Raw genomic sequence first — 15726 nt, forward strand, 5'->3', positions numbered from 1 at the left:
AGGCGAGGAGGTCGCGTCGACCTTAATCAAGACGCTTCGGTGCGAGTGGATCCACGGCTTCATCGCCGACTTCTTCAACACTATCCACCCTTCCCGGTCCTCGGCGGCGGACGCGATGAACGGCTCGATTGAGCCCGAAACGAACTTCTGTCACATCGGTAACCTGCCGCCACCTCCTCAGCAAGATATGTGCTATTCTGAGGCTATGCCCGCGCCCTCCGACCGATCACGCGACAAGTCGCCGGAAGACGGTGCAGTTGCATCGGATCCGTATGCGGAGCTAGCCAATCGCGGCGATTGGTCCAGGCTTCACCGCGAACTGTCAGACAGAGACCGCTGCAGGGAACTTGGCGGCGCCGAGCTCCAGCGCCTCGGGGAAGCCGCCTACATGCTTGGGCGCGAGGAGGAATTCGTTCGGGACTACGAGAGGGCCTTCGAAGAGCATCTCCGGAACGGACGCGAACGATCCGCAGCGCGTTGCGGCTTCTGGATCGGGCTCACCCTGATGTTTCGCGGTGAATTCGCCCAAGGCAGCGGATGGCTGACCCGCGCCAACCGGCTGGTCGAGGATCACACGCAGGAATGTGCAGAACACGGTTACCTTCAGCTCCCAATGGTCGAACAAAGCCTCGCCGCCGACAGTCCGGACGAAGCATTCGCGCACGCAACACGTGCCGCGGAGATCGGACAGCGCTGCGAAGATCCGGACCTCTTGGCTATCGCGCGCCACCTTCAGGGCCGGATATTGATCCTGCGCGGCGACTATGTACGCGGCTTCGAACTGCTGGACGAGGCGATGGTTTCGGTCACCTCGGGCCGGCTCTCGCCGATCGTTACCGGGCTGGTCTACTGCAGCGTGATCGAGATCTGTCAGAGATTTCATGCCACGGGTCGTGCGAGGGAATGGACATCGGCGCTGGTCGGATGGTGCGCCGGACAGCCCGACATCGTTGCCTTCACCGGCAGATGCCTGATCCACCGGGCCGAAATTCTGATCCTCGACGGCCACTGGGACGAGGCCGGCCGCGAGGCCAGTGTCGCCAGCGTCCGCCTTCAGCAGGGGCCCTCGAAGCACCACGCCGGTCCGGCATTCTACCAGAAGGGCGAGGTATTTCGACTCCGCGGCCAATGGAACGAGGCCGATGCCGCCTATCGCGCGGCGAGCAGGCTTGGGTTCGATCCGCAGCCGGGGCTGGCGCTTATGCGATTGCAGCAGGGGCACGAGCAGCCGGCCCTTTCGGCGATCCGCCGCGCACTGCAGTCCGTCGACGACATGCCGGGCAAACTCCGCCTCTTGCCGGCTGCGGTGGAAATCACTCTCGCCGTCGGTTCGGCCGATGACGCTTGGGAGCTGTGCGAAACACTGCACGACTGCGCGCGCCAATATTCCGCGGATGCAGTCCGCGCCGCAGCCGCCGAGGCTACCGCGCGGGTGCTGATCCATGCTGGTCGAGCCGCGGAGGCATTGGCCCATATCCGGCGCGCGGTAGCGATCCTCTGGGACCTTCGGGCGCCCTATCATCTTGCCCGGATGCGGGTGCTGACAGCGCGGGCCTGTCTCGCAACCGGCGATACTGAAGCGGCGCAGACCGAACTGGACGAAGCGATAAGACTTTTCCGCGAGCTCGGCGCGCGCCCCGACGAAGCCGTTGCCGGCAAGCTGCGGGTCACCATGACGGCGACAGGCGGCGAAGTTCTCACCCCCAGACAGACGCAGGTTCTGCGCCTGATCGCGTCAGGCCTGACCAACCCGGAAATTGCCGGCGAGCTCGGTCTGAGCCAGCGGACGGTAGACCATCACGTTAGCGATATCCTGACGCGGCTGAACGTGCGCACGCGCGCGGCAGCCACGGCCTATGCGGTCGAGCACGGCCTGATCGGCACGGTCGTATCTGGGTAATCCTACCCAAGCCAAAATTTCTCGTTGCGTGGGTACTTACGCCGAAGCGGGCAACCGTGGCGCGGGTCTAAACCTCATGGCGTGGTAAAGGCCACAGGAGGGTTTCCCGATGCAAACGAATAATAACAACATGAGCGGGCCGGGCGGTGTCTGGCTCGCCACCGGAACGCTGCTGCTGGCGGCTGCGCTCGTCTTTCACGGGCCACCGGACGCGGATTTGTCTGTTCAGATGCAGAATATCGCCAAGGGCCATGGGCGATGGGCTACGGTCCATTGGACGGCGGCAGCGGCGCTGTTCCTGATCGCCGGCGCTTCGTTCCTGAACCTGGCGCTCAACCCCCGGGTCCGGCATTCGCCGATGCTGAGTTCTGCCTGGATGGTGATGGCTCTCGGCGCCCTGACCACGTTCTCCACCGCAGTCGCCGAGGCATCGGTGGTCGCGGTCGCGGCGGACCGGGGTGACACCAGCGCCTTCATGACCTGGTGGGCGTTTTCCGGCGGCATGGGTAACGGATTCTGGGCGCTCGCCCTGGCGACAGCGCTTGTCGCGTATCACGACGCCCGCGATGACGTCGGGATACTGCCCCGATGGGCCGCGATCGTCGGCTCGGCGTTCGGTATCCTTTCGGCAACCGGGTGGACACTCGGTGAGCAGCTCGGGATCGGCATCGGAGGTCCGATCTGGCTGATTTCCTCGCTTCTCATGTGCCTGTGGCTCGCGTGGTACGGGCTGTCCTCAAGGAGCCTCCGGTCGGGCAAGCCACAGCGCAAAGGGCCTGATCCAGCATCATCGTAAAACAGGAGGAAAAAATGTCCCTTCAAACGAAGGAAATCGAAGCGACGATCCACGACGTCCACGAATTCTTCACCGACTGGGTGACGGGCCGATGCCGTGGCGACGATGCGACGTTCAAGAAGAACGCGCTCGACCGGATCAGCGAAGATCTGGTCGCCATCATGCCAGGCGGCAGGGCGTTCGGGAAAAAAGACTTCGCAGGTTACATGAAGAGCATCTACGGATCGAATCCGGCCTTCCGTATCAAGATACGCGACATCCGGATCAGCCATCAAAGCGCCGACCTGGCGGTCGTGAACTACCACGAATGGCAACGCGACGCGAAGGACTCCGATCAACCGAACAATGGCCGGGTCACGACGATGGTGGTCCGCGATCGCGGCTACAGCCGGGGGCCCGAGATCTTGCAAGTTCATGAAACCTGGCTCCCAGCCGATGTCGTTCAGTCCGCGGATTTCGCGTTCTGAGAAGCGTCGGTCCGAAACGGGCAGAGAAAGGAATTGCGCTGGCGGGACCATCGGCTCTGCCGGCGTCATGGAGCCAGAACTGTGCTTCTTTTCAGCCCGTCGGCTGGGTCGAGATCAGCGCCGACCCTCTGGCGACGTTTGGCTGAAGACGCCGGCCACGGCCGGCTGACGTTTTAGGTCAAAATCCAATCATTCTGAACGACCGAGTTGGATCTTCTGCAGACCTCTCGGCATGCTGTGTAAACCACGTCCGTTAGTTGATATTGAGGGCCAGGGACTCGGCCGCTATATTGAAAGCGTGATGCGCTTTCTCTAATTCGCAAGTTGCTTCTTCCGCCTGCCTGCTCGCTATTAACAATATTCTTGTCCGATTTTTTCGTTTGGGAGGCCGGCATGTCAAGATTGTATATCAATCAATTAGAGCGCCTAAAGACGGCGAAAGGGGAAGAGCTTTTGACTGCGGATCGGTTAGAGGATGGAAAGATTGCTAACGTAGCTCCACCGCCTATCCCGAGTGACAAGCGCATTAAGATTGAGCGTGGCGACAGAGCTGTGACCAAGGTCACGGTGCGCGAGTCCTAAGGTCGATTTCCACTCATCTCGGTCGCAGCCGGCAGTCAGCTAATTGAGTTGTTAGCCCTAATGCCGCAGGATCTTGCTGAGAAAAGCGCGGCTGCGGTCGGTCTTCGGGTGCGAGAAGAACTCGTCCGGCGTGCCGCTTTCGACAATGGCGCCGGCGTCCATGAACACGACGCGCTGGGCGACCTTGCGGGCAAAGCCCATCTCGTGCGTCACCACCATCATCGTCATGCCTTCCTCAGCCACCGCGACCATGACGTCGAGCACTTCCGAGATCATCTCTGGGTCGAGCGCCGAGGTCGGCTCGTCGAACAGCATGATCTTGGGGCGCATGCCGAGGCAGCGGGCGATCGCCACGCGCTGCTGCTGGCCACCAGACAGCTGCGCCGGATAGGCGTTCACCTTGTCGGCGAGGCCGACCTTGGCGAGCAATTCGCGCCCGGCCTTCTCGGCCTCGGCGCGCGGGATCTTGCGGACATGGATCGGCGCCAGGGTGACGTTCTCGAGCGCCGTCTTGTGCGGATAGAGGTTGAACGACTGGAAGACGAAGCCGATCTCGGTGCGCAGCCGCGTCATGTTGGTGGCGGGGTCGCCGAGGCGCTGGCCGTCGACCGTCAGGTCGCCGTCGCGGATCGTCTCCAGGCCGTTGATGCAGCGGATCAGGGTGCTCTTGCCCGAGCCGCTCGGGCCGCAGACGACGACCACTTCGCGCGGCTCGACGCTCAGCGTGATATCCCTGAGCACGTTGAGCTGGCCGAACCATTTGTTGACGCCGCGAAATTCGATCATGCCGGTGCCATTTTTGCTGGGGTTCGACATCACAATTGCACCTCGCCATGCGCCGCGCCCATGCGTTGCTCCAGCCGGCGGGCCAGCATGATCAGGGGGTAGCAGACGATGAAGTAACCGAGGCCGACGAGGAAGAAGACCAGCAGCCCATTTGGTACACGCTGCACCACCAGCCAGCCGACGCGGGTGAGGTCGGTGAGGCCGATGGCCGAGACGACCGAGGAATCCTTGATCAGCAGCACATATTGCCCGACCAGCGGCGGCAGCACGATGCGCATCGCCTGCGGCAGCACCACCTGGCGCAGGCGCTGCCAGCGCGACAGGCCGGACGCAAGTGCTGCCTCGACCTGGCCGGTCGGGACCGAGCGGATGCCGGCGACGACGATCTCGCAGATGAAGCAGGCGGCCAGATTGGTCAGCGCGATGATGCCAGCGGTGAAGGCGTCGAGCTCTACGCCGAGTTCCGGCAGGATGAAGAAGATCAGGAAGATCTGCACCAGGAAGGGCGTGCCGCGGATCAGGTCGACCCAGGCGCCGATCGCCGCACTGATCAGCCGGTTGCCGCCGGTGCTCAGGATGCCGAGGCCGAAGCCGAGCAGCGTGCCCAGCACCAGGCTGATCAGCGACAGCACCACGGTCATGCCGAGGCCGCGCAGCGCCAGGGGATAGCTGCCGGCGACGCTTTGCAGCTGCTGCCAGATCATGTCCGTGCCCCCGCGAGGCCGAGCCAGCGCCCGGAGAGCGCCGCCAGCCCCTTCAGCCCGTAATAGAGCAGGAGGTAGAAGGCGGCGATGGTGATGAAACCTTCGGCCGGCATGAAGCGGTCGGAGGCGAGCAATTGTCCGGCGCGCGTCAATTCGGCGACCGAGATCAGCGACAGCAGGGCGGAATCCTTGACCAGCACGATCGCCTGTCCGAGCAGCGGCGGGATCGTCACCTTGAACGCCTGCGGCAGGATGACGAGGCGCATGCGCTGGACATAGGTCATACCCGAAGCGACGCCGGCCTCCACCTGGCCGCGCGGGATCGACAGGATGCCGGCGCGGATGATCTCGGCGACGTAGGCGCCGCTGTTCAGCGACAGGGCTAAGATGCCGACGACGAGCTCGGGCAGGACGAAGCCGAGCCGCGGCAGGCCGAAATAGAGGAAATAAAGCTGCGCCAGCAGCGGCGTGGCGCGCACCGCGTCGATATAGGCCTTGGCCGGGACGCGGAACAGCCGGCCGCGCTGCAGGTTCATGGCGGCGAGCACGATGCCGACGGCGAGCGCGCCGGCAAAGGAGAGGACAGACAGCCACACGGTCGTGACGAGGCCCTGCCCGAACAGGGGCAGATATTCGACGATGGTGCGGAAGCTGAAGTTTTCGAGCATTTTGGACGGTGAATGGTGAATAGTGAATAGGGAATAGGGAATAGTGAATAGGGAATTGGGAATAGGAGCAGCAAGTAGCGAGTAGCTCTTCTCTACTCCCTACTCCCTACTCCCTACCCCCTACTCCCTGCTCACCATTCACTCTACTTAGTGATCCTTCTTCCAGGCGTCGGAATTCACCCAGTAATCGAGGTTCTTCTGCAGGCGGCCGTCGAGGCTGACCTGGTCGAGGAACAGGTTCATCCAGACCAGCAGGTCCTGCTCGTCATAGCGCGTGGCGAAGGCCAGCGGCTCCTTCGACAGCATGTCCGGCATGATGATGAAGCTGCCGGCCGGGTAAGCGGTCGACTGGCCCTTGACCGCCGAGACGTCGTTGACGCCGCAATCGGCCTGGCCGTTGTTGACGGCGTCGAGCAGCAGTGGGCCGCCGCCCTTGTAGCTCTTGATCTCGGCATCGGGGAAGGCGGCCTTGGCTTCCTTCTCGCCGGTGGCGCCGAGCAGCACCGCAATCTTGGTGCCCTTGGCCTTGCAGTCCTCGGTGGACTTGAAGGCGGTACCAGCCTTGGTGAAGACGGTGCTGCCCGTGTACATGTAAGGCTTGGTGAAGGCGACCTTCATGCCACGCGCCAATGTCGGCGTCATATCGGCGACCAGAAGATCGGCCTTGCCCGACAGCAGCGCCGGGATCAGGCCGTCCCAGTCGAAGTCGAGGAAGGTGATCTTGACGCCCATTTCCTTGGCCATCAGTTCGGCGAGTTCGACCGAACTGCCGGTGCGTTCGCCGGCAGCACCCACCAGCGAGAAGGGCGGTCCTTGCGTCTGCACGGCGACGCGCAACTCTCCGCGCTTGGTGATCTCGTCGAGCGTTCCCGCACTGGCGGCAGCGGTAAGGCCGGCGAGCGCAAGTCCGGCGATGAAAAGCTTGGCAATCTTCATTTGGGCATTCCTCCTTGTTGTCGTTTGTTGTTCCACTTGTTGTTTCACCCCATCGGGGTGCCTTTTGAGCGGCAGCGCCGTTGCCGGTGGCAACCACCGTTCGAAAATCTTCAATCCCAGCTCACCGTTTCGGCAACCTTGATGCCGCGCCTGGCGAGCTCATCGAGGAAGCCGCCATCCGGCACATGCAGCAGCGGGTTGAGCAGGCCGGGCGTGGCGATCTCGCGCCGTGCCAGCATCTGCGCCACGATGCTGGCGGGATAGCCGACGCCGAGGCTCATGCCGAACAGGCCGGAGGCGAGGTCGCGTTCGATGACCAGCTCCGAGGTCACCGTCTTGCGGCGGCCGCCTTCGCTGCCGACAAAGACGTTGCGCATCACGCAAAGGTCCTTTTCGTCCGCGCCATATTGCAGTTGCGGGCCAAGCAGCCGGCCGAGGAATTCGCGTGGGCTGGCACCGGTGCTTTGCACCTTGTCCTCGGACAGGAAGCCGAGCTGCTTCAGCGGCGCCCAGAACGCCGACCAGCCGGGCCAGCGAAGCGAATAGCGGCCGGAGCGCTGCAGCCCCTTGGCGGCGGCGAGCATGCCGGCATAATGCGGCGCGTCGCCATTGGGGAAGGCTTCGAGCCTGCCCAGTCCCGCCACCTCGATCTCGTGGATGAAACGATTGTCGTGCTGGCGGGCGGCCGGCACATCGACCCGTTTACCGTCCTCGACCAGCACGCTGTCGCGGTTCTGGCTGACCAGAACCATGTCGAAATTCCAGCTCACCTTGTAGCGCAGCGGCTCGACCACCGCCTTCGGCTCGGGAATGCCGCCGCAGTAGGAATCGATCGCGGTGATGGCGTCGAACTGGCTGGCGGCGCGCGCGTAGAGCACCAGGTCGATGCCGGGGTCGAGCCCGCATTCGGTCACGATCGATACGCCGGCCTTTTCGGCCTCGGGAGCGAGATCGGCGATGGCCTTGCCGTAATTGGTGGTGACCAGCGGCGTGCGCGTCGCGATCGCCGCCTGCACCGCGTCGCGCATCAGCGGCTGCGGCAACAGGTCGATGACCGCATCGACGTCCTTCATCACCTCGGCCAGCGCCGGACCGATCGCGCCCTCCGGCACTACAAAACGCACGCGGGCAAGGTCGGTCAGGCCGCCGAGCCGCGCAGTGCCGCCGGTTGCAGTGTCGACGCAGACCACTTGCTCGACGCCGTCGCTGGCAACGAGGTCGGCGATCGCCGCCCGGCCTTGCAGGCCGAGCCCGCCGAGAACCGCGATCTTCATGCCATTTCCTTCCGCGTCTCGTCCGACCAGCAACCTTCCGGCAGGCTGACCCATTTGTTGCAGGACGCCATGACGACGAAAGTCTCGCTGCGCACGACCTCGCCCGGCTCGCCGGCGCCGGGGATCAGCTCGCTGGTGACGCGGTAGAGATCGGCGACATCGCCGGCCACGGTCACGTCGACGATGATGTCGAAGCGCCCGGTGACGACGGCGGCCGAGTTCACGAAAGGCAATTCGGAGATGCGCTGCGCCAGTTCCCGGGCCCGGCCGCGCCCTTGCGCGTTGATGCCGACGATGGCCGAGATCAGTTCAGGGCGCTCGGTCAGGTTGAGCAGCCCAACGATCTTGAGCAGGTTGCGGTCGAGCAGGTTGCGCAGCCGCATGCGCACCGTCGGCACCGAGATCGCCATCTTCTCAGCAAGGCGGTTGACGCCAAGCTGCGCGTCCTGCGACAGCAGCTTGACCAGTCGCCGGTCGGTCTGATCGAGATGTTCCCGCAAACGCTCAGGCTTTCATAAAAGGAAAGAAACGATTGGATTTTCTTTCAGATATGAAAATACCTTATGAGAGATTTTTAACAACGGCAAGAGCCATGTCATCCGCCATGGCTCTGTGCCTGTCGGCAATTTTCGTCGAGTGCGCCACATTTTGTTCTTGCTTTGTGCCGGCAGCTATGCTATTAATTTGGATATGGTGCCAATTTGGCTCCAACGACCCGTCCTCCCGAGGCGGGTTTTTGTTTCCGGATATTTTGAAGGTTCAGCGCCGCCGGTCTAAGATTGGCGGGACAGCGTGGTTCCGCGGAGCGCAGCCGCAACTCATGCCTTCACGTGACGGGCGGAAAGGCTCATCCGCGAAATGGCCAAAATCGGCTTTTCAACAAAACTGTAGCTGGCCAGGGAGACGGCAATGCAGGCGGTGACAATAACCATGCCAGCAAGCCATGGTGATACGCTGACGCTTGCAACGACAGGAGCGGTCGCAAGCAGCACGATAGGATGCGTCAGATAGAGAGAGTAGGAGGCATCGCCCAACCTTGCCAGCAGGCGAGGAGCAAAAAGCCGGAAGTAGCTTTCCAGGCTGATGCAACCGGCGACAAGGATCAAGGCCGGGATTCCCTGAGCAAGGGTTCGCGGCAAGTTGAAGCCAAGTACCATCACCAGCATGGACACGATGGCGAACACGAGCGCCGAGACACCCAGGACGGTAGGCAAACGCGCCAGTCTGCCGACCAGGTGGCCGAGCGCCATGCCGGCAAGGAACTCAAACAGGATTGGCGTGGTGTAGAAAAACAGCACAGTGTCGGCGGCGGGTTTGAAGATGATGCGTGCAGCAACGGCGATTGCAAAGACAACGCCGACCATGGCCATTTGCGTCAGCGTGCCGAAACGCATAGTCGCTGCGAACAGAATGTAAAACAGGATTTCCAGATTGAGCGTCCAACCCACGCCAAGCACCGGTTGGACATAGCCTGTGACCGTATCGAGATAGGCTATGAAAAGCAGGCTATTGGTGATCTGCTCAAGAAACACTGCACGACCGGCAAACAACCAAAGTGCGGCGACCATGAGGAAGGTCATAACCCAATAGAAGGGAACGACGCGCGTGAAGCGCTGCATCAAAAAAGCACGGTGGTCGGCGCGTCTGTTCTCTGTCGAGAGAACCATTACAAAACCACTAATGACGAAAAACAGGTCGACGCCGCTGTTTAGAACGGGAATACGCAGATCGAGCATGCCCAGCGCGGCCGGAAGATGATGGCAATTATCTGGTTGACGTACCAAACTTCGAAGGATATGGAAATTGCCCGACAGGCCGGCACGAGACGACAGGGTAATTTCTGAGGAAATGCGTATCGCTGGCGCGGCCGAATTGACCCGCGCATTGGAAAGCACAGAAGCGATTGCTGTTGGTGATGCAGGTGATCTAGCCGCCGCCGTCTTCCTCGCGATGTGGAAAGCGGAGTCTGGCGAAACCCTTGATTTGGTGTGACAGAGCTTTGAATTTTGCGCCCTCTTCCTGCAATCGCTCGATGCCGTAAACGTACGACGGGTTCATGGCGCGCTTTTTCACAATCGCCGTAGCGTCCATGTGGCTAGGAGACAGGCGGGGCGTTCCTACGCCGTCATGAAACTCAACACCGAAGGTGGAATGAACGATTGCGTTGCGCTGTTCGCTAGCCTCCCGGATGGCCTTTTTTAGATCCTTCCATTCGTTGTCGCGCGTCTCGACAGGCAAGACGAAAAATATGCACCGTTCGAGCAATGTTATCCGCGCATCGAAGCTTTGGACGTTGTGCCAGTTCACCGAAATCAATTTCTTGTTCGCGCCCCGCATGATGGCGGCGTATAATTCATAGCAAGCGGCTTCGACCCACTGCCATTCGGTGATGACAAGCCCCAGCCGATATATAAATGCGTTTTCGCTACGAACGTTTTCTTCGAAAGTTTCGTCCATGCAGAAAGCCCCCAAAGACAAAGACCAGGATAAGGCCGACCAGCGCCGCGACGATCTGGCGAAGCGCGTTTTGAAGATGCCGCCACAGCCCAAGCATGGGAAGGGCGAAAAGAAGGCCCAACCGAAGTCCGCGAATGCTCAAAAGGAAAAGTCGAAATGACATTGGCGGCATCGGAACAGGTCAATCTCGGTGCCGCTAGACTGAGGGGTCAAAGACATTTGGCGTCCGTTGGCGATCCAGCATTGGGGACATTGCAAATCCCCGCCGATGTCCGGTTGAAAGCTGTTGATGCGCTTAACCGAGAGGTTCGACGCATCAAGAGACGCCTGTATTTCGAGAACGCTAAGTTGCGCACGCTTAAGGTCTTTTTTCAGAGTATGGCTGCGCTGTTGGTAGCTATTGCATACCTCTATCGCAGCCTGTCGCAGGCTTTCCGCTAAGCTTGTCATAAACCATCCCTCCCGTCTGAAAGGAGAGGCTACTTCTTTTTGCGCTTGTTTAGGAGTCGCTTCGCTTTCTGCTTAAGCGTGACCGGCTTCGTTAGTCCGCCGATAGGTAAGGCGCTTCCCGACCATACCCTTGATGGCGCGTTCGCAGCGTTCGGTGTCAGTGACGCCGAGGCCGATGCGGTTGTTGTAGCGGTAATCGAACTCGGCAAGATAGCGGTGCAGATGCGCTTCGCTGACTTGGTGATAGACGCCATTGATGCCGCGCTTAAGGATCGAAAAGAAGTTCTCGGCGGTGTTGATGTGCATGAAGCCGCCAAGGCGGGCATACTCATTCGCCGAATGGTTCACGGTGCCGTGGCTTGCGTATTCCCGGCCAAGGCGCGGATAGATGCCGCTCTCGTCGGTCATAAGGGCGCTGGCGCGGTCGGCGGTCGTCACGATGATTGGGCGCACGGTAGCAGCGGTCACGTTGGCGACATGGAACGAGGCAACGCGACCGTCGCGCTCGACCAGCGACAGAACGGCTTTCTTCGGGGCAGGCTCGCGATGTGCGCGGTTCTTCGCCTTGCCGCCAACATAGGCTTCGTCGGCCTCGACAACCTTGTTCTTGCCGCCAAGCGGACCCGACGACTTGGGCTCGTCGCGCATGGCTTCACGAAGGCGATGGCAAAGGAACCAAGCGCTTTCGTAGGTGATACCCAACATGCGGTGCATTTGGTGCGCGCTCATGCCTTTCTTCGATGAGGTCAACAGATGCATCGCAGCAAGCCAGACGTTGATCTTGATATGGCTGCGCTCCATCAGGGTGCCGACAGTCACCGAGAACGGCTTGCGGCATTCCTTGCATTTGTAGACGCCGGGGCGCGTGGACTTGCCCTGAAGCTTGGTGATGCGGTCGGGATTGGCATTGCCGCAATGAGGGCAGTTCGGACCATGAGGCCAATGAAGGCTTTCAAGGTGCTCGCGAGCCTTGTTTTCGTCAGTGTAGATCGGATCGGTGAGTTTCATGGGACTGCCTCTGAATTGAAGCGATCCTACCAAGTGAGCCGTGGTACGTCAAGCCGATAATTGCCAAGATGATAGATAACAACCATGAGAGCTGCTAGCCCCCGCAGTACCTGTATCGATGTATACTGTTGAATCCGACGCGGCGCAGCGTGATCATTCTGTGGAATGATGTTCATCAAAAAATGGTCCCCGGTGCAGGAGAGCATTAACATACGTGATCGTTGATGTGCCGACTAATTGTTGGTTTAATTAACACGTAAAGTTTTAAATACGTTTTATTGATATAGCGTGCCGCGACACTTATGCTCGGCCGACTTTGGCCTGCCTCGTTGCCAAACTTGGTATCTCCCCAGTGAAGAGGAGATTGGCCGTTCCCGCGTTAACGGCTGGACTCGAAGATAGCGACGGCTGCCGCTGTCAGCGCAGCGTTACTAGATGCTACTGTTCCATCAGGGAGCTCCTTGCCGTCTTCCAGTCCGACGCGCGTCGACCAACGGCGTTCCGCCGCCCGGTGCACGAAAGGCCAGACCGTGGCGTCGGCGCCGTGCAGCAGGATTGCCCGGCGCATTCCGGCGCCGTCGAGCACGGCGGCGATATCGTCGCTGATCTCCAGCGCAGCGTCCGACTCCTGCTCGGAGATTTCGATCAGGATCCGCAGCACGCGTTTGCCATGGTCGAGGCTCACCAGGCGTTCGGCGTCGGCGACGGAGGCAAGCCCCGCCTCGATGCCAATGCCGCGCTGGCGCAGACGCTCCATGATAGCGGGCGCGGCGTCTTCGCTGAGATTGACCGAGGCATAGTCGGGCAGCTCGCTCCAAGCGGCGATCGCGGCCAGCGTCCGCTCGTCGTCATTCTCGATCCAGGCGCCGGTCGACACGCCGATCAGCGTTCCAGGGCAGGCGCGACGAAGCGCTAGCACAGTCTGGTCCATCGCCGCCGGAGCCAGGCTTTCGCGACCGTCCAGCCCGCGGGCATGGACATGCAGTTCGGCCGCACCGGCGGCGACGCAGGTCGCACCGTCGCGCGCCATGGCTTCGGGATCAAGCGGCAGTCGCGGGTGAAAATCGGCGCTGCGCGCGCCATTGATGCAGGTCTGGACGATCATGCCGGGGGCAGTCCGGTTGCGGTTGCTGCCAGTCTAGCGCGGGCCAGTGAAAACCGGAATCGCGCTGGCGAAGGCTCCTGACATATGGACGCCGGCCGGCTTGGATCAGTCTGGCAGAATGCACCTCTATCGTGTTCGGATCAGTCTTCTTAGCAAACGAACATCCGTCGGGCAGAGTTACGGCGAAACACCCAACTCGCGTAATGCAGCGTTGGCGGCACGGTATTCGACAAAAAACTCTTTGGACAATAGCTGACCGTATGCCTTGCTCTGTCGCATCCTCGATCATGCGCGTGCAGGCGGCGATCCGCGTGCTTGCCTCGACCCCGTCATCGCTGACGCAGTCGCTGCTGGCAGCCAGCGCCGGCAGGGCCGAAACCGTCAGGACGATTGCAGCGGCCAGTGCCCACCATGAAGGCTTGAGCCACACTCGAACCGGTCCGGTCAATTCGCTCCTCGCATCATCAAATGTCTCGGAAGTTGTCTTCACGGAACCACGCCCAACTCGTGCAGAGCGGCCTTGGCCGCAACGTATTCGTAATAGTCCCCAGGGCAATCGCTGGCAGCGACCCGGTAGAGCCGCAAGGCTTCGTCGTCATGTCGTTGCAGCCGATCGAACTCGGCTATGAACAGGTTCGCCTCGCACAGATTGCCGCGTTTCTTGGCCGGGTCCGGGTCGTCGGCTGCCGCCGATACCTCGGCCGGCGTCAGTTCTCCAAGCAGCATGCGAACCGCTGGCGCCGGCCATTTGGTCATATCGAGCTTTTCAGTCGCTTCCTGCAAGTGGCCCACCGCACCGCTGCGCCGCTCGGTCATCTCCAGCCAGATCGCAAAATAGGCATTGTCGGGCTTGAGCGTGGCCGCCTGTCCGAAATCGGGCTTGCGCCTTGGCCAGCGCGCTCGAATAGAAGGAGAGAATGCCGCGGCCAAGATAGGCATAGGCATATTTCGGATCGAGGCTGATTGCCTGATCGTAGTCGGCGGTCGCGCGGGCGTAGTCGCCCTTTGCCGACCAGACGAAGCCGCGGCCGTCGTAACCAGGGGCACCTTTCGGATCGAGGCTGATCGCCTTGTCGTAGTCGGCGATGGCGCGGTCGTCCTCGCCCTTCTTTTGCCAGATCCGGCCTCGGTACCTGAAGGCTTTGGCATGTACTGGATCGAGCATGATCGCCTGGCCGTAGTCGGCGATGGCACGGTCATTGTCGCCCTTGCGTGCCCAGGCATTGCCTCTGTTGTCGTAGGCAGTTGGGTCTTTAGGATCGAGCGTGATTGCCTGGCTGAAGTCGGCGATGGCGCCATCATAGTCGCCCTTGTCAGACCAGACGAGGCCCCGGTTGTACCAGGCATTAACGTTTTTTGGGTCGAGGCTGATTGCCTGCGTGTAGTCGGCGATAGCGTGGTCGTCGTCACCCTTCTTCTTCCAGGCAATGCCACGGTTGTTGTAAGCGGTGGCGTCCCGGGAATCGAGGCCGATCGCTTGGTCATAATCCGCGATAGCGCGGTCGTAATCGCCCTTGTGTTTCCAGGCAACGCCTCGATTGTTGTAAGCACTAGCGTCCTGAGGATTGAGGCCGATTGCTTGGTCATAATCCGCGATGGCGCGGTCGTAGTCGCCCTTGTGCGACCAAGCCACGCCTCTGTTGTAGTAGGTGCTGGCGTCTTTCGAGTCGAGGCTGATCGCTTGGTCGTAATCGGCGATGGCGCGGTCGTAGTCGCCCTTGCGTGCCCAGGCGATGCCTCGACTTTGATAGGCATCGACATCGCGAGGATCGAGGCCGATCGCCTTAGCGTAGTCGGCAATGGCTCGGTCATAGTCGCCTTTTAGTACCCAGACAGCACCACGATTGCTGTAGGCTTTGGCGTCTTTCGCATCCAGACTGATCGCCTGTTCGTAGTCGGCGATGGCTCGGTCGTATTCGCCCTTCTGTTTCCAGGCAACGCCACGGTTGTTGTAGGCTCCCGCATTTTTAGGATCGAGGCTGATTGCCTGGTCGTAGTCGGCGATGGCACGATCGTAGTCGCCCTTGTCTGCCCAGGCGTTGCCCCGGTTGCTGTGGGCATCGGAATGCTTCGGGTCGAGGCTGATGGCCTGACCATAGTCTGTAATGGCGCGGTCGTAGTCGCCCTTGTGCTCCCAGGCGACACCTCGGCTGTTGTACGCCTCGGGGTTTGTCGGGTCGAGGCTGATCACCTGGCCAAAATCCGCGATGGCGCGATCATTTTCGCCCTCCTCGACCATTGTGGCGCCTCTGGCATAGTAAGCACCGGCGAATTTCGAATCGAGGTCGATCGCCTGGCCCAAATCGGCAATCGCACGGTCGTAGTCGCCTTGTGATGCCCGTGCCTCGCCGCGCTTGTAGTAGGCAGTCGCGCGGTTGGCCACAGGCTCCGTGGGATCCTCGATCATGCGCGTGCAGGCGGCGATCCGCGTGCTGGCCTCGACCTCGTCGTCGCTGACGCAGTCGCTGCTGGCGGACAAGGCCGGGAGCGCCGAGACCAGCATCGCGACGAGGCAAACGAGGAATTGCCGGACTGCCCCGTCCCTTTGTCGAACCCGTCGGATCAATTCGCCCCCCATCGCGGCAAGCCCAGC

General features: G+C 61.3%; 17 protein-coding genes. 5 read left to right on the forward strand and 12 right to left on the reverse strand.

Translation table 11 applies throughout. The features are described 5' to 3' along the window. The 3 genes from NKI97_RS32880 to NKI97_RS32890 form a co-directional block, all read left to right on the forward strand. The coding region (locus NKI97_RS32880) for a helix-turn-helix transcriptional regulator (RefSeq protein WP_352838385.1) at window positions 1-1900 on the forward strand (1900 nt) is incomplete at its 5' end. A 109-nt stretch (window positions 1901-2009) separates the two neighbouring features. Then, entirely contained in the window at window positions 2010-2696 is a 687-nt protein-coding gene (locus NKI97_RS32885; protein ID WP_352838386.1) for a hypothetical protein, read from the forward strand. 14 nt (window positions 2697-2710) lie between these two features. Next, window positions 2711-3163 (forward strand): nuclear transport factor 2 family protein, encoded by a 453-nt coding sequence (locus NKI97_RS32890; RefSeq protein ID WP_352587213.1) that lies wholly within the window; start codon window positions 2711-2713, stop codon window positions 3161-3163. Between the two features lie 639 nt (window positions 3164-3802). Here NKI97_RS32890 and NKI97_RS32895 read toward each other — a convergent pair. The 8 genes from NKI97_RS32895 to NKI97_RS32930 form a co-directional block, all read right to left on the reverse strand. Beyond that, on the reverse strand, window positions 3803-4531 hold the full coding sequence (locus NKI97_RS32895) for an amino acid ABC transporter ATP-binding protein (protein ID WP_502907141.1): 729 nt from the start codon (window positions 4529-4531) through the stop codon (window positions 3803-3805). A 29-nt stretch (window positions 4532-4560) separates the two neighbouring features. Then, a complete protein-coding gene (locus NKI97_RS32900; RefSeq protein WP_352838387.1) occupies window positions 4561-5235 on the reverse strand; it encodes an amino acid ABC transporter permease in 675 nt (224 codons plus the stop codon). Then, on the reverse strand, window positions 5232-5903 hold the full coding sequence (locus NKI97_RS32905; protein WP_023720609.1) for an amino acid ABC transporter permease: 672 nt from the start codon (window positions 5901-5903) through the stop codon (window positions 5232-5234). The genes NKI97_RS32900 and NKI97_RS32905 overlap by 4 nt, the downstream gene beginning before the upstream one ends. Window positions 5904-6050: 147 nt before the next feature. Continuing rightward, on the reverse strand, window positions 6051-6839 hold the full coding sequence (locus NKI97_RS32910; RefSeq protein WP_352838388.1) for an ABC transporter substrate-binding protein: 789 nt from the start codon (window positions 6837-6839) through the stop codon (window positions 6051-6053). Between the two features lie 110 nt (window positions 6840-6949). Beyond that, window positions 6950-8113, reverse strand: coding sequence for a saccharopine dehydrogenase family protein (locus NKI97_RS32915; protein ID WP_352838389.1), 1164 nt, complete (start codon window positions 8111-8113; stop codon window positions 6950-6952). Further along, window positions 8110-8613: an Lrp/AsnC family transcriptional regulator gene (locus tag NKI97_RS32920; RefSeq protein WP_023677254.1), complete on the reverse strand. Its 504-nt coding sequence runs from the start codon at window positions 8611-8613 to the stop codon at window positions 8110-8112. Before NKI97_RS32920 ends, NKI97_RS32915 begins: the two co-directional genes overlap by 4 nt. A gap of 318 nt (window positions 8614-8931) precedes the next feature. Beyond that, window positions 8932-10008, reverse strand: coding sequence for an acyltransferase family protein (locus NKI97_RS32925; RefSeq protein WP_352838390.1), 1077 nt, complete (start codon window positions 10006-10008; stop codon window positions 8932-8934). Window positions 10009-10039: 31 nt separating this feature from the next. Further along, complete coding sequence (locus NKI97_RS32930) at window positions 10040-10570, reverse strand: hypothetical protein (RefSeq protein WP_352744328.1); 531 nt, start codon at window positions 10568-10570, stop codon at window positions 10040-10042. On the opposite strand from NKI97_RS32930, the gene NKI97_RS32935 reads away from it, so the two are divergent. Then, on the forward strand, window positions 10569-10730 hold the full coding sequence (locus NKI97_RS32935; protein WP_352744325.1) for a hypothetical protein: 162 nt from the start codon (window positions 10569-10571) through the stop codon (window positions 10728-10730). The two genes, NKI97_RS32930 and NKI97_RS32935, sit on opposite strands and share 2 nt — an antisense overlap. Continuing rightward, a complete protein-coding gene (locus NKI97_RS32940) occupies window positions 10727-11011 on the forward strand; it encodes a hypothetical protein (RefSeq protein ID WP_352744322.1) in 285 nt (94 codons plus the stop codon). Before NKI97_RS32935 ends, NKI97_RS32940 begins: the two co-directional genes overlap by 4 nt. Before the next feature lie 81 nt (window positions 11012-11092). On the opposite strand, the gene NKI97_RS32945 is transcribed toward NKI97_RS32940, so the two are convergent. From NKI97_RS32945 to NKI97_RS32960, 4 genes are all read right to left on the reverse strand, one after another. Then, window positions 11093-12028 carry an IS1595 family transposase gene (locus NKI97_RS32945; RefSeq protein ID WP_352744319.1) on the reverse strand — a complete coding sequence of 312 codons (936 nt, stop codon included), beginning with the start codon at window positions 12026-12028 and terminating at the stop codon, window positions 11093-11095. Between the two features lie 379 nt (window positions 12029-12407). Further along, on the reverse strand, window positions 12408-13133 hold the full coding sequence (locus NKI97_RS32950; protein ID WP_352473765.1) for a 3-keto-5-aminohexanoate cleavage protein: 726 nt from the start codon (window positions 13131-13133) through the stop codon (window positions 12408-12410). A 486-nt stretch (window positions 13134-13619) separates the two neighbouring features. Continuing rightward, on the reverse strand, window positions 13620-13916 hold the full coding sequence (locus tag NKI97_RS32955) for a hypothetical protein (RefSeq protein ID WP_352838391.1): 297 nt from the start codon (window positions 13914-13916) through the stop codon (window positions 13620-13622). Beyond that, a complete protein-coding gene (locus NKI97_RS32960) occupies window positions 13900-15612 on the reverse strand; it encodes a tetratricopeptide repeat protein (protein ID WP_352838392.1) in 1713 nt (570 codons plus the stop codon). Before NKI97_RS32960 ends, NKI97_RS32955 begins: the two co-directional genes overlap by 17 nt. Window positions 15613-15726: the final 114 nt, after the last annotated feature.

Origin of the sequence: Mesorhizobium sp. M0296, from assembly GCF_040321675.1 — a bacterium.
In the GTDB taxonomy this organism is placed as follows: domain Bacteria; phylum Pseudomonadota; class Alphaproteobacteria; order Rhizobiales; family Rhizobiaceae; genus Mesorhizobium.

Coding starts and splice junctions, on each gene's coding strand:
- NKI97_RS32885 (WP_352838386.1), top strand. CDS start 2,010: ATGCAAACGAATAATAACAACATGAGCGGGCCGGGCGGTGTCTGGCTC.
- NKI97_RS32890 (WP_352587213.1), top strand. CDS start 2,711: ATGTCCCTTCAAACGAAGGAAATCGAAGCGACGATCCACGACGTCCAC.
- NKI97_RS32895 (WP_502907141.1), bottom strand. CDS start 4,531: ATGATCGAATTTCGCGGCGTCAACAAATGGTTCGGCCAGCTCAACGTG.
- NKI97_RS32900 (WP_352838387.1), bottom strand. CDS start 5,235: ATGATCTGGCAGCAGCTGCAAAGCGTCGCCGGCAGCTATCCCCTGGCG.
- NKI97_RS32905 (WP_023720609.1), bottom strand. CDS start 5,903: ATGCTCGAAAACTTCAGCTTCCGCACCATCGTCGAATATCTGCCCCTG.
- NKI97_RS32910 (WP_352838388.1), bottom strand. CDS start 6,839: ATGAAGATTGCCAAGCTTTTCATCGCCGGACTTGCGCTCGCCGGCCTT.
- NKI97_RS32915 (WP_352838389.1), bottom strand. CDS start 8,113: ATGAAGATCGCGGTTCTCGGCGGGCTCGGCCTGCAAGGCCGGGCGGCG.
- NKI97_RS32935 (WP_352744325.1), top strand. CDS start 10,569: ATGCAGAAAGCCCCCAAAGACAAAGACCAGGATAAGGCCGACCAGCGC.
- NKI97_RS32930 (WP_352744328.1), bottom strand. CDS start 10,570: ATGGACGAAACTTTCGAAGAAAACGTTCGTAGCGAAAACGCATTTATA.
- NKI97_RS32940 (WP_352744322.1), top strand. CDS start 10,727: ATGACATTGGCGGCATCGGAACAGGTCAATCTCGGTGCCGCTAGACTG.
- NKI97_RS32945 (WP_352744319.1), bottom strand. CDS start 12,028: ATGAAACTCACCGATCCGATCTACACTGACGAAAACAAGGCTCGCGAG.
- NKI97_RS32950 (WP_352473765.1), bottom strand. CDS start 13,133: ATGATCGTCCAGACCTGCATCAATGGCGCGCGCAGCGCCGATTTTCAC.